The organism is Pseudomonas sp. PDM27, from assembly GCF_019219205.1.
GTDB classification, from domain to species: domain Bacteria; phylum Pseudomonadota; class Gammaproteobacteria; order Pseudomonadales; family Pseudomonadaceae; genus Aquipseudomonas; species Aquipseudomonas laurylsulfatiphila.
The window spans coordinates 259,461-272,491 of record NZ_JAHUWF010000006.1; the positions used below are offsets into that span (position 1 = coordinate 259,461).

A 13,031-nucleotide genomic window follows, 5' to 3' on the forward strand; every position below is an offset into this window, starting at 1 on the left:
TTTTCTGGATCGCAGAAGATCAAGATCAAAAGATCGCAGCCTGCGGCAGCTCCTACAGGGTTACGTGCCGGATAGCTGGCCTGACTGGATTAATAGATTGCACACAATTCAATTGCTCGCTATTTTGTTGTCTCTGGCATTCACTCGGAACCTCAAACATGAGCGACAACCTGCTGAGCATCCCTTGCACCACGATCAAGGGAGAGCAAAAGACCCTGGCGGACTTCGCCGGCAAGGCTGTGCTGGTGGTCAACACGGCCAGCAAGTGCGGATTCACTCCGCAGTACAAAGGCCTGGAAGAGTTGTGGCAGACCTACAAGGACCAGGGCCTGGTAGTGCTCGGTTTTCCCTGCAACCAGTTCGGCAAGCAAGAGCCGGGCAATGAAGGGGCGATCTCCGAATTCTGCGAGCTGAACTTCGGTGTCAGCTTCCCGCTGTTCAAAAAGATCGAAGTCAACGGCGCCGGCGCCCATCCCTTGTTCGTGCAGTTGAAAAAGCGCGCTCCGGGTGTGCTGGGTTCCCAGGGCATCAAGTGGAACTTCACCAAGTTCCTGATTGGCAAGGACGGGCAACTGGTCAAGCGCTTCGCCCCGGCGACCAAGCCGCAGGACCTGACCCGCGAGATCGAAGCCCTGCTCAAATGAACACCTTGTCCGTCGATTCCCTGAAGCTCGACAGCCAGCTGTGTTTCAAGCTGTACGCAGCTTCCCGTGCAGTCATTCGCGCCTACAAGCCAATGCTCGATCAGTTGGGCCTGACTTACCCTCAGTACCTGGCGATGCTGGTGCTGTGGGAGTGGCAGGAAGCAGCCCCCGAGCAACCGACCGTGAAGGCATTGGGTGAGCGTCTGGCCCTGGATTCCGGCACGCTGACCCCCTTGCTCAAGCGCCTCGAACAACTGCAACTGGTGCAGCGTCAGCGTTCGGCGCGCGATGAGCGTGAAGTGCACCTGAGCCTGTCGCCAGCCGGAACGGCCTTGCGCGATCAGGTCGGGCCACTCAAGGCGCGCCTGTTGTGCGACAGTGGGGTCGACCTGAATCGTCTCAACGACTTGCGCGAGGGTCTCGACCACCTGTTGGGACAGATCAGGGCGCTGTCGTAGCGGGGATCCACAAGTCCAGCAGGGCGGCCAGTTCTTCGCGCCGGAAGGGTTTGGCCAGGTAGTCGCTCATGCCCGCGGCACGACAGCGTTCGCGCTCCTCCGACATGGCGTTGGCCGTCAGGGCGACGATGGGCAGTTGGGGCCAGCGTCCGCTGCGGCGGATTTGCCGGCTGGCCTCATAGCCGTCCATCACTGGCATGTTGCAGTCCATCAGCACCAGGTCGAACTCCCGTTGTTCGAGTTGATCCAGGGCCTCGGCACCATGGGCCGCGGTGGTCACCTCGCAGCCGAGTTTGCCGAGCATGCCCTTGGCCACCAGTTGGTTCACCGGATTGTCTTCCACCAGCAGCACGCGTCCGCGGCGTAGCGGGCTCTGCGTTTCGAGCCGGACATCGTTGATCGGGTGGATTTCCGGTTGCAGGATCCGCCGCAAGCACTGATAGAGCGTATTGCGGGCCAGGGGGCGTGCCTGTTGTTGCAAGGGGGCGAGGGCGTTTACCTCTTCGCCGGGCATGAAATTGCCATAAGCAGTGATCAACAGGATCGGCGCGCTGAGGGCAGGGCGCAAATTGAACAGGCATTCGGGGCAGTCGGTGATGAGCACGTCGGCCGCCAGGCCAAGCAGTGAGTCATCCATGGAGCGCCGTTCATAGTCCAGCCCCCAGCCAGGCAACAGGCTGTTCAGCAGTTCGCCCAGCCCGCTGCTGGCGGCCGTGATGGCGACGACTTTGCCATTGAGCGCAACAGCAGGCATTGCGCGGGTATGGCTGGGTAACGGCAGATCCGCGCAGAACTGACTGCCAAAACCCGCTTCGGAGCTGATCGTCAGGCGCCCTTGCATGGCTTCGCAAAGGTTGTAGGTCAGCGCCAGGCCCAGCCCGGTGCCGCCAAATTGGCGGGTAATACCGGCACCGGCCTGGGTGAAAGGCTGGAAGATCCTGGCCTGGGCTTCCTGAGGGATGCCGATGCCGGTGTCGCACACTTCTATTCTGACGCCGTCCCCGAATGTCGACAGGCGTACGTCGACACGCCCGAAACGGGTGAACTTGAGGGCGTTGGACAGCAGGTTACTGACGATCTGCCGCACCCGGGTCGGATCGCCGAGCACCAGTGCCGGGAAATGCGGATCGATCAGGCAGGTCAGTTCGACGCTGGGGGCGGCGTTTTGCGACAACAGGTTGGCGGTGTCCTCGATCAGCGAACCGAGGTCGAAAGGGATGTGTTCGAGTTCGAGTTGACCGGCATCGAACTTCGACAAATCGAGGATATCGTTGAGCAGTTCCACCAGTACCTTGCCCGAGTCGTGGGCAATCGACAGCTGTTGCTGTTGTTCGGCATTCAGCGGTCCGTCGAGGGACAGCGCGATCATCCCGAGCAAGCCATTGAGGGGCGTGCGGATTTCATGGCTCATGTTGGCCAGGAACACCGAGCGGGCTTCGGCCATGTCGAGGGCGGTACTGCGCGCGGCTTCCAGTTCCTCGTTGGACTGGCTCAGCCGGGCGTTGATCGCCTTGAGTTCGGCGGTGCGGGCCGAGACGATGTTTTCCAGTTGGCCAAGATATTCGGTCAGGCGGTTTTCCGCGTTGCGCCGCTGCCGGATTTCGGTGGCGATGTTTTTGAATTGCTGGTTGGCAACCTTGACCAGTACACCGATCTCATCGTTGGCGTGCCCGACGGGACACTCCAGTGACGTCGGCTCGGTGTTGCCCGGGTCGCGACCGCTGAGCTCACGGATCACCCGCACCAGGGGTTTGGTCAGCATCACATAGAACAGCGCCAGCAGGATGCCGGACAGCAGCAGGCTGCGGGCGAAGCCATTGATCAGCGTCACTTCGGCCCGGCGCAGGAACCGGTTGCCAAAGGCGTAAGTATCGACCTTCAGCCGTAGCGTACCCAGGGATTCGCTGGGTAGATGATCCAGGTAAAGCCGGTCTTCGAACTGTCGGCTGGCACCGAACAGGAAGTCACTGAGCATCCGGTAGCCGTTTTGCACCTCGGGTCGCTTGGAGTTCGCCAGTACGGTGCCGTTGTTGTCGGTCAGTTTCGCGCCGATGATCGCCGGCGAGCGCAGCAGGCCCTGGGTCAGTTCCTTGGCGAGTTCGGCGTCGATGTTGTAGGCGATTCGCGAGGCCGGGTTGTGGCTGATTTCCAGTAATGAAAGGATTTCACGATTGATGGAGGCGTCTTCACTGGCATAATCGATGCCTATTTGCAGCAGGCTGAGCAGCGTGCCCAGAATGAAACCGACCAGCACGGTCAGCCGGGCTTGCTTGAATGACAGCCGGTTGGTGAATTTGATATCCATGGGGGGGTGAACCACTTCCGTTTCCTTTCGCTGCTCAAGCATAGTCGATCATGCCTGCCTGTTGATGTTCTCGCGAGGCCTGTACCGCGGGGGCAGCCGCTTGTGTGACGCTGTGTTTCGTCGCTGTATCACCATCATTACTGTGAACGTGCCCGAGGAGAAGTCGTGGATTCCCGATTGAATGCTTTTCTTGAACGCGCCGATGCCGTTCTGGCCCGTATCGAGCCGTTGCTGCCGGCACCCCGGCCAGCCATCGACTGGACGCAATGCCTGGCCGCGCGCTGGCAGCGTGAGTCTCGCGGCGGTTATCTGATGCCGCTGCAGGTCAGCCTCGACATGCGCCTGTCGGACCTGATCGGCGTCGACCGGCAAGTTGAGCAACTGGGGCGCAACACCCAACAGTTCCTCGATGGCATGCCCGCCAACCACGCCTTGCTCTGGGGCTCGCGCGGCACCGGCAAGTCGTCGCTGGTGCGTGCCTTGTTGGCCGAGCACGCTCAAGCTGGTTTGCGTCTGATCGAGATTGAACGCGATCACCTGGCAGATCTGCCGCGCGTGGTCGAACAGATCGGCAAACTGCCCCAGCGTTTCGTGCTGTTTTGTGATGACCTTTCGTTCGAGTCGGGCGAGGGCGATTACCGAGTGCTCAAAAGCGTACTCGATGGCTCGCTGGAACAGGCGCCGGACAACGTCTTGCTGTACGCCACGTCGAACCGTCGCCACCTGGTGCCGGAAAAGGAAAGTGACAACGAGAACTGGAAGCGGGTCGACGGCGAGTTGCATCCGAGCGAGGCGGTGGAAGACAAGATCGCGCTGTCGGACCGCTTCGGCCTGTGGCTATCGTTCTATCCGTTTACCCAGGAACACTTCCTCAACGTTGTCGAGCACTGGATCGGCCAGTTGGCCGGCAAGGCCGGACTGGCATGGCAGCGCAGCGAAGAGCTGGACATCCTGGCGGTACGCTGGGCCACTGGCAGAGGCAATCGCAATGGACGTTGCGCTTATCAATTTGCCCGTTACTGGGTCGGGCTGAAACTGTTGGAGCACAAGGCATGATCGATTTACAAAAGAGCGGCCAGGGCCTCGAAGGCTACGGCATGCTGCACGCGCAGTTGGAGTCATTGCTGGCGGACGAGCGGGACTTCATCGCCAATGCCGCGCAGTTCTCGGCGTTTCTGTTCAATCAGCTTGATGACCTGAACTGGGCCGGTTTCTACCTCAACCGCCATGAGGAGCTGGTGCTGGGCCCGTTTCAGGGGCAGATCGCTTGCGTGCGAATTCCGTTTGGTCGCGGCGTCTGCGGAACGGCAGCCGCTACCTTGCAGACCCAGTTGGTCGAAGATGTGCACGCGTTTCCTGGTCACATTGCCTGTGACAGCGCCTCGAACAGCGAACTGGTGGTGCCTTTGGTCAAAGACGGCCGATTGATCGGCGTGCTCGACCTCGACAGCCCGAAACTGGCGCGGTTTACCCCGCAGGACCAGGCCGGTATCGAGCAACTGGCGGCGATTTTCCTGCGCCTGACCGACTGCTGATCAAGACGCCAGGCCCGCCTTGGCCAGCAGGCCCGATGCGTCCACCGCATCGATCTGCGCGGGGTCGAGGAAGCGCCTGGCGTACTGCAAATAGATCTGTGCCTTGATGAACAGCCCGAACAGTTCCGGGTCGATGTGGGCATCACGGCACATGAACGCCATGATGCCCAGCGCCTCGCTCAGGGTCTTGGCTTTTTTGTAGGGGCGGTCGGCGGCCGTCAGCGCTTCGAAAATATCGGCAATCGCCATCATTCGCGCCGGCAGGCTCATGTCTTCTCGCTTCAAGCGTTTCGGATAACCACTGCCGTCCATTTTTTCGTGATGCCCGCCGGCTATTTCCGCGACGCTGCGCAGGTGCCCGGGGAACGGCAGATGGTTGAGCATCAGAATCGTCTGAACGATATGGTTATTGATGACATAACGCTCCTCGCTGGTCAGGGTGCCCCGGACAATGCTCAGGTTGTACAGCTCACCCCGATTGTATTTGTGGGGCGGAACGTCGAGTTTGAAGCCCAAGGGGTTGTCTTGCGGTATCACCTCGTTTTCGCTGCGTTCGAACAGGTGCTCGGGTTTGTCCGCCAGTAAGGGTTCGCTGACGGGCAGGGTGGGGGCGGGCGTTCGAGCCTGACGCCGGTTCTCTTCCCAGGACACGCCCAGCCTGTCATCCAGGGTCCGGGTCCAGGTGCGTTCAGCCACGCTGCGCAGGCGTTGCAGATCAGCGTCGGCCATGGCTTCGCCACCCAGATTGCAACGGGCAATGAAGGCGAAATCATCATCCAGCCCGGCGAGGCTGGCATCACGCAGTTCTGCCAGCGTTTGCTCGTCACCGCCCAGGGCAATGGCCTGCCAGTAGCTGATCCAGGCATCGCGCTTGAGTACCTCGAAGCGAGTGCGGATTTCGTGGATGCGATCGGTCAGGGTTTCCAGCTTCGTGGCTTTGTCGACGACGTATTCCGGCGTGGTGATCTTGCCGCAATCGTGCAGCCAGGCAGCGATGTGCAGTGCCTCCCATTCATCTTCGGTCGGCCGATAGGCGCTGAAGGCGGGGTCCTGGCTGGCTGCCGCCGCCCGGGCAAGCATCAGGGTCAGTTCCGGCACGCGCTGGCAATGGCCGCCGGTATAGGGGCTTTTGGCGTCGATGGCACCGGCCAGCAGTTGAATGAAGGCGTCCAGCAGCTGTTTTTGCCGGGCTTGCAGGCGCTGGCTTTCAATACACACGGCCGCCGCGCCGGACACTGCCTGGAGAAACGCAATGCGGTCCGGCCGCAGTTTGTCCAGATCGCTTTGCTCGCCGCTGTCGGCCAATAGCAACACCAGCAGGCCCACGGTTTCGTTGTGACGATTATGCAGGCGGATTCCGATCAGATGGACCCGGGGACTTTTCAGCGCGAGCAAGACTTTCTGCAGATCGCCCGCTTGCTCGAACCCCAGGTTACTGACGACGTTGTCGACCTTTGCCAGTTGCTGCAGCCATGGGGGGCTTTGCGGGTTTTCCAGTGAGTGTCCGCGGATGTCGAAGGATTGCAGGTTTTCGGTGGTGTCATTGATGACCAGTCCGTGGGGTTCCATGTACCCGCCATCACCTTCGCGCAGATAGATCAGGCCGGCCTGGGCCTGAGCGATTTTCACGGTTTCAAACAACACCCGTTCCAGCAGCGGGGCGAAACGGTTTTCGGCGCTGAGGCTGTCAGTGATCTGGAAGAAGCTCGCCAGCGTGTCCTTCATCCGTGCCATCGATACGCTCAGTTGGTCGACTTCGAGCACCGGCGAGCGACGGGAAAGCGGAAAATTGAAATCGAAACTGCGAATCGCATCGGCCTCCTGCACCAGGGCACGCAAGGGTTTGACCAGGATTCTTGACGTCAACCAACCCAGTGGCACGCATAACAGCAGCGTGGCCAGGGTAATGAGCGCACCTTGCCAGCGCATCCGGTAAGCATCGACGAGCAACTCGTCTTCCGGTACCAGCAGTGCCAGTTGCAGGCCTTGGGGGCCGCCCTCCTGAATGCTGCTGCGCGCCACGATCCACTGCCGGCCGTTGACCTCCAGGCGACTGCCTTGAGAGGGATTGTTGAGCAACGCACCCAGGCTGGGGCTCAGGTCCGCGGCCTTGATCAGGCGGGATGTCTGATCATCGATGATCAGCCTGCGGCTGTCGGGGTAGGCAATGGCATTGCCTTCGGCATCGAACAGCACGATTTCGGTATGGGGGGTCACGACGTGCTTGGCCAGGGTCGCGCTGAGTTCGGCCAGGGTCAGGTCGGCGGCCATGATTGCCTTGTCGCCACTGCGTCGTGCCAGTGTCGTGCCAATGTCATGGGTAGAAAAAAAGACATAGGGTTCGGTTGTGATCTGGTCATTGTCGCTACGGGCACTGGTAAACCAGGCACGGCTGCGAGGGTCGTAGGTGTCGTTCAGGTTGTCCTGGCGGCTGACGAGGGCCAGGTTCCGGTCGAAAAACAAAGACTGGGAACGAGCCTGGCCGCTGCTGTCGTGCTCAATGCTCCAGACCTGGTATGCCGCCGTGTCCGGAGCCTTGACCAGGGCTTTGACCTCTGGGGCATGCAGCGGGCGGACCATGAAAAAGTCGCCGTTGTCGTAGCCCAGGTACAGCGACGCCAGATTGGGGTTGTCCTCGAGTGACTGGCTGAACGGTTCGAGCAGTGCCAGGCGGTGTTCCAGATCAGCGGACTGGCCCGCCGGATTGAGTGCCAGCAGGCTCAACAGGTGGCGAATGGGTTCATAGGTGGCGTGCAGGTCCAGCCGGACATCCTGCTCGATACGGTTGAAGAGTTTTTCACTGCTGGACAGTATGATCTGGGTCGTTTGCCGGTAGTTGAAAAGACCCAGCAGCACCCCGGTCAGCAACAACAGAAAGGTGAACATCACGCTGATATGGACATGCAGTGGAAACCGGCGTGGATCCGTGCGCAGTGGGTCAGGCATTGCGGGTTTCTCCATGAGGGTCAACACACTGCCGAGGGTCCAAGCATAGTTAAGGCTCTGTCATTTTGCCTTCGTCGTAATGCTTGATCTGACGGAGTAACGCGTCCTCCAGCTCAAGCATGGCGCGCTCCATGGATTGGCAGCATCCGGCCACTTTTTCGCGATCGACCTCCCCATGGCAGGCGGCTTCGAGCGCCTCGCAGCGGTCGATCAGGGGGGAGGCATGCACTATCCGGGCTGCGCCTTTGATTTTGTGGGCAATGTCCTGCAGCGCCTGCGTATCCCCGGAGCTGGAAAGCGACAGTAGCGTTTGCAGATCCTGGCGGTTGCTGTTGACCAACTCGTTGAGCAATCTGCGGTTCAACTGGGGGTTTCCCCCGGTCAGCAGTTTCAACCCGTGCAGGCTGAACGGCGGGGCTGCATGGGTGGGTTCAATGTTTTCCATCCACTGGCTCAAGGCTCCGAGGCTAAGGGGTTTGAACAGGCAGTCATCCATTCCGGCCTGTTTGCAGCGTTGTATTTCTTCCGGCTGGGCGTTGGCGGTAAAACCGAGCACAGTGCAGGGAGGGCGATGGTTTTGGCTTTCATGCTGGCGAATGGCACGGGCCAGCTCGTAACCGTTCATGACCGGCATGTTGCAATCGGCGATCACCAGATCAAACGGTTGGTCTGTCCATGCCTCCAATCCCTCCCGGCCATCGGCCGCGACGGTAAAATGATGGCCTAGAAACTCCAGTTGCTGGCAGGTGAGCAAACGATTGGCCGAGTGATCGTCGACCACCAGAACATTCAACGGGGTTGTGGCGACGACAATTTGCGCCTCGGCCACCTGGGCGGATTGTTGCAGCGGTAACGTTGCCAGGTGCAGCAATACCTCCACTTGTGTGCCGACACCCGGTTCGCTGCGCAGTTGCAGACTGCCGCCCATCATCTCGCAGAGATTGCGGCTGATGACCAGCCCCAGCCCTGCACCCCCCCTGGTCGATTGAGTGGCGTTGTCGGCCTGGGCGAAGGGCTCGAACAGCCGGTATTGATCCTGTTCGCTGATCCCGATGCCACTGTCGTGAACCTGCACCCGCATTTGCACACGATCTGGCTGCATTGCCGGGTGCAGGTCGACAATGACCCGGACCTGGCCTTGCTCGGTAAACTTGATGGCATTGCTGATCAGGTTGGACAGCACCTGCTTGAAGCGCAAAGGGTCCAGCAACACATCGAAGGTCGGGTGGGCCGAAGAAAACTCCAGCTTCAGTTCGAGTTCCTTCTGTCGGGCAAGGCCATCGAAAATCCGTACGACCGAGGCCACGAGTTCACCCGGATTAACGCGCTCCGGACTCAGGCTCAAGCGCCCGGATTCGATTCTGGCAATGTCGAGGATGTCGCCAATCAGTTCCAGCAACCCTTTCGCCGAGTTGTACGCGACATCGATGGCCTGACGCTCCGGGTGCCGATGATCAAGACGCTTGAGTGTCAGTTCAAGCATGCCGATGATTGCATTCATCGGTGTGCGGATCTCATGGCTCATCGTGGCCAGAAACGTGCTTTTGGCCCGGTTGGCGTTATCGGCGTGTTCTTTCGCGCAACGCAGATCATCGAGCAGTTGCCGGCGTTCGCTGATGTCGATCCAGCCACCGATAATGCCTTGCACTTTCGCGCTGGAATCGCGGTAGGGAAGAATCCAGTGATAGATCGTCAGCCGCCGGCCACCTATGTGCAGTTCGCGATCGACGATCAACGGTCTGCCCTCGGTCACCACGCGCTGGTAGTCAGCCTGGTACTCCCGGGCTTCGAAGACATTGCTCATCGGCCCCTGCATGACGCTTTTGCCGATGATATCTTCGCGCCTGGCGCAGAACGCTTGCAGGTAACTGTCGTTGCAACTTTGCAGCAGCCCCTGGCGATCACGTACGTAGATCGGATGGGGCGTGCCATTGACCAGCGATCGCATGAACTCGAGCTGATCGTTCAATGCACGCTCGGCGGCCTTGCGCTGCTTGATCTGGCGTCGCATGTAGTCGTTCCAGGCAATGGAAATCAGCAATAGCGCACCGGCGCCGATGACGATTTGGTAGAACAGCCTTTGATAGTTGCGCCAGGTGCTTTGCGAGGACGCCGAATAGCCGCGCCAGCGACTGTTGATGATGCCCAGTTCCTCCGGAGAGATGCTCAGCAGCGCCTTGTTCAGAATGGCGTTCAGCTCTTTGGCGTCCCGTGCAGTGGCCAGGGAGAACGCTGCCTGCTCGGTGCCGATGGTGGTGCTGATTTGCAAGGTGTGTTCGAACAGCCGCGACGAAATGAAGTAATTGGCAATGACCAGTGAGTTCACCACGCCCTCGGCCTGACCTTCGGCGAGCATCTCTACGGCGCTGAAGGTGTCCGGGGTTTCGATCAGCTTGATCCGGGGAAACTCTCTGCGCAGGTAATCCTTGAGTGGATTGCCGCGGGCAATGGCCAGGCGCTTGTCCTGCAACTGCTCGAGGTTGGTCGGACTGTCGGCGGCTTTGCGCGTCAGCAGGACGTAGGAATTTTCCAGAAAGGGGCGGGTAAAGTTCAGCTGGGACTGACGTTTGGCGCTGGGGAGCATCGCGGCGATCACATCGGCCTGGTTGTTTTTGATCTGTTTGATCATCTCGTCATCGTTTCGACTGCGCTGGATGTCAAAGCGCAAGCCGGTGCGCAGCCTGATCAGCTCAAGCAAATCCGCGCTGACCCCGCGAAAGTTGTCATTGCTATCGAAAAATGTCAGTGGCGCAAAGGCTTCGTTGACGACGACGCGCACAATCGGGTGATGTGCCAGCCAGCGTTCTTCCCGGTCAGTGAGTTGCAGCTTTTGATCGGTCAGCAGAATGTCGCTTCCGGCGCTCCAGCGTTTGGCGATGTTTTCTCGCTCACTGGAGGGGACGGTCCTGATCATTGCGTTGATGATGCCGAGCAGCTCGGGGTTGTTCCTGTTGACGGCAAAGCTGAAACCATGGGCTTCATGTTTGCCGAAGTTGGCCATCCGGATGTTGTTCAAGTACCCCTTGTTGATCATGTAGTGAGTTGAAATCGTGTCGCCGAGAAACACATCCGCCTGATCGAAGGCAACGGCATTGATCGCATTCTGGTAGGACGGATAGGACGTGATGATCGCCTTTGGGTACAGCGCCTTGACTTCCGCCAGCGGCAAATAGTGATACACCATGCTCAGGCGCAATCCGGCCAGGCCATCGGTGAGGGATCGGGTTTCCCCTTCGCGGGTCACCAATACGGGTTGGTCGACGGCATAGGGTATGGACAGGGCAATCTCGGCAATGCCTGCTTCGAATCCATTGGCGGTGCCAAGCAGATCAACATCGCCGTTCTGCAGCGCGGCGATCGCGGCCCCTCGGGATTCGAATCGCTGAACCTTGACGGGCAACCCGGTTGCTTTTTCCAGGAGGCCAGCGTAATCGGCGGTAAAGCCTTCATAGTCCTGGCCACTGGTGGTCAGGTCGAAAGGGGGATAGTCCGGGGCCGACGTGCCGAGCGTCAGTTGATTTTTATTGTTTATCCAATGTTGCTGGGATTCATCCAGTCGAATCTCCAGCGCCCCGACCTTCGAGCGGCTGAGCAGTGCGTAATGTTCATTGCCCGGTGCTCCGAACAACGAGGTGCTCACGCATAGACCTGCGGTCACTTGAATCAGATAGACCTTCAAACGGCTGGGCATCCAGGTTCTCACACGAGTGCGTTACGTTTTGCCATCTCGATCAGTTCAACCAGGGATTTGGCTTTGAGTTTCTGCATGAGGCGCTTTTTGTAGGTACTTACGGTCTTGTTGCTCAGAAACATGCCCTTGGCGATTTCCTTGTTTGTGCGACCTTGGGCAAAAAGTTGCAGGACCATCAGTTCCCGGTCGTTTACAGACTTGAACAGTTCCAATTCGATGCAGCGTGTTTCATCTCCATGGATGGGGTTCAAGGCTTCACTCGGGAAATAGTTGTAACCTGAAAATACTGCTTTTATAGAACTTACCAGTTCACTGATGTCCTCTTGTTTGCAGACATAACCCGAGGCTCCGGATTGCATGCAACGAATACCGAAGAGTGTCGGGCATTGTGCGGTCAGTACCAGTGTTTTAGGCGGATTACTCATTGCGTTGAACCGGGACAGGACTTCCAGGCCATCCAGCTTTGGAATGCTGATGTCGAGAATGACCAGGTCCGGCATGCATTCGCGAACCATCTGCATGGCGTCGACCCCATTGTCAGTTTCGCCGACGACTTTGTAACCTTCGTGTTCCAGTAACATTCGAACGGCAAGGCGGATAACCGGGTGATCGTCGACAATAAAAACGGAGTTCATAATCAAGTCCCATGCGAGCTCAAATAAAGCGCGCACCTTAGCTCAGATACTTGAAGGGACGCATGAACGGACCGGGCTGTAGCAGCAATATAGGAGAAATCCTACAAATTAAAAGGAATTGGACTACGTATTAACTAGGTTTCTTATTAGGAAGTCTGGGGGAGTCCGGCGGTCTGGAAAACTTTTTAAAGAAGTTGTCTGTAAGTTTTACGCTGTGCATTTGTCGGTTTTTATATGTGCTTTTTGTTTATGTTGGTGCCAGGGTCAACAGGCTTATAAATTCAGATTGTTTCAGGGGTTTTATCAAGTAACCCAATAATGGCAGCCCGTGTTCAGTGGCCGTTTTTACAAGTTCATCCAGTTCAGACGTCGTCAGGCTGCTCAGTATGATCGCCTGTCTTATCAGTCCTTGCTGACTGGCGAACCGGACCAGATCGAGCCCTGTCAGCTCGGGCAGGCATTGATCGCATAAAAGGATGTCGAACGGCTGGTCGACCCCGAGCATGTGCTGCATGGCGCTTTTGGCGCTGTCGGCGGTAGTCAGTCGGGTGAAGCCATAACTTTCCAGCAGGTATTGAGTGGCTATCAGTTGGAAGGGGTGGTCCTCCACCACGAGGATGCGTAGATCGTCTTCGGCCATGGTGCGCACTTCATCTGTCGAACAGAAGGGAGGGTGATTGTTTCGCGAGAGTGTCGGACAAGCGATCAGTCCGCTCGCCATGTGTTGTAGGGCGATTCGACGAGACTTGAGTGCTGTTGGAGGTTGAAGGGGGATCAGCCATAACGAACGCCGTAATGGCTGATCAAACGAAGCACC

The 13,031-nt window shown here is 58.6% G+C and carries 9 protein-coding genes; 4 read left to right on the forward strand and 5 right to left on the reverse strand.

Annotated features, from left to right (window positions below; translation table 11 throughout):
- Nucleotides 1–158: 158 nt before the first annotated feature.
- Together KW838_RS15235 and KW838_RS15240 are read left to right on the forward strand one after the other, a co-directional pair.
- Nucleotides 159–644, forward strand: a complete 486-nt coding sequence (locus KW838_RS15235; protein ID WP_008002671.1) for a glutathione peroxidase — start codon at nucleotides 159–161, stop codon at nucleotides 642–644.
- Nucleotides 641–1,102, forward strand: a complete 462-nt coding sequence (locus KW838_RS15240; protein ID WP_102700809.1) for a MarR family winged helix-turn-helix transcriptional regulator — start codon at nucleotides 641–643, stop codon at nucleotides 1,100–1,102. Before KW838_RS15235 ends, KW838_RS15240 begins: the two co-directional genes overlap by 4 nt.
- Here the strand turns inward: KW838_RS15240 and KW838_RS15245 are convergent.
- Nucleotides 1,086–3,407 carry a response regulator gene (locus tag KW838_RS15245; protein WP_218501473.1) on the reverse strand — a complete coding sequence of 774 codons (2,322 nt, stop codon included), beginning with the start codon at nucleotides 3,405–3,407 and terminating at the stop codon, nucleotides 1,086–1,088. The genes KW838_RS15240 and KW838_RS15245 overlap by 17 nt on opposite strands.
- Before the next feature lie 165 nt (nucleotides 3,408–3,572).
- On the opposite strand from KW838_RS15245, the gene KW838_RS15250 reads away from it, so the two are divergent.
- Together KW838_RS15250 and KW838_RS15255 are read left to right on the forward strand one after the other, a co-directional pair.
- Nucleotides 3,573–4,463 (forward strand): ATP-binding protein, encoded by an 891-nt coding sequence (locus tag KW838_RS15250; protein ID WP_007973504.1) that lies wholly within the window; start codon nucleotides 3,573–3,575, stop codon nucleotides 4,461–4,463.
- On the forward strand, nucleotides 4,460–4,942 hold the full coding sequence (locus KW838_RS15255) for a GAF domain-containing protein (protein ID WP_218501474.1): 483 nt from the start codon (nucleotides 4,460–4,462) through the stop codon (nucleotides 4,940–4,942). Before KW838_RS15250 ends, KW838_RS15255 begins: the two co-directional genes overlap by 4 nt.
- Here the strand turns inward: KW838_RS15255 and KW838_RS15260 are convergent, their stop codons facing one another.
- From KW838_RS15260 to KW838_RS15275, 4 genes are all read right to left on the reverse strand, one after another.
- Complete coding sequence (locus tag KW838_RS15260) at nucleotides 4,943–7,888, reverse strand: HD domain-containing phosphohydrolase (RefSeq protein ID WP_218501475.1); 2,946 nt, start codon at nucleotides 7,886–7,888, stop codon at nucleotides 4,943–4,945.
- 49 nt (nucleotides 7,889–7,937) lie between these two features.
- Nucleotides 7,938–11,579 carry a transporter substrate-binding domain-containing protein gene (locus tag KW838_RS15265; protein ID WP_218501476.1) on the reverse strand — a complete coding sequence of 1,214 codons (3,642 nt, stop codon included), beginning with the start codon at nucleotides 11,577–11,579 and terminating at the stop codon, nucleotides 7,938–7,940.
- Nucleotides 11,580–11,587: 8 nt separating this feature from the next.
- Nucleotides 11,588–12,214, reverse strand: coding sequence for a response regulator transcription factor (locus tag KW838_RS15270; RefSeq protein ID WP_007973494.1), 627 nt, complete (start codon nucleotides 12,212–12,214; stop codon nucleotides 11,588–11,590).
- Between the two features lie 247 nt (nucleotides 12,215–12,461).
- The gene (locus KW838_RS15275; protein ID WP_218501477.1) at nucleotides 12,462–12,854 is read right to left on the reverse strand and encodes a response regulator; all 393 of its coding nucleotides are present in this window, start codon (nucleotides 12,852–12,854) and stop codon (nucleotides 12,462–12,464) included.
- Nucleotides 12,855–13,031 lie beyond the last annotated feature (177 nt).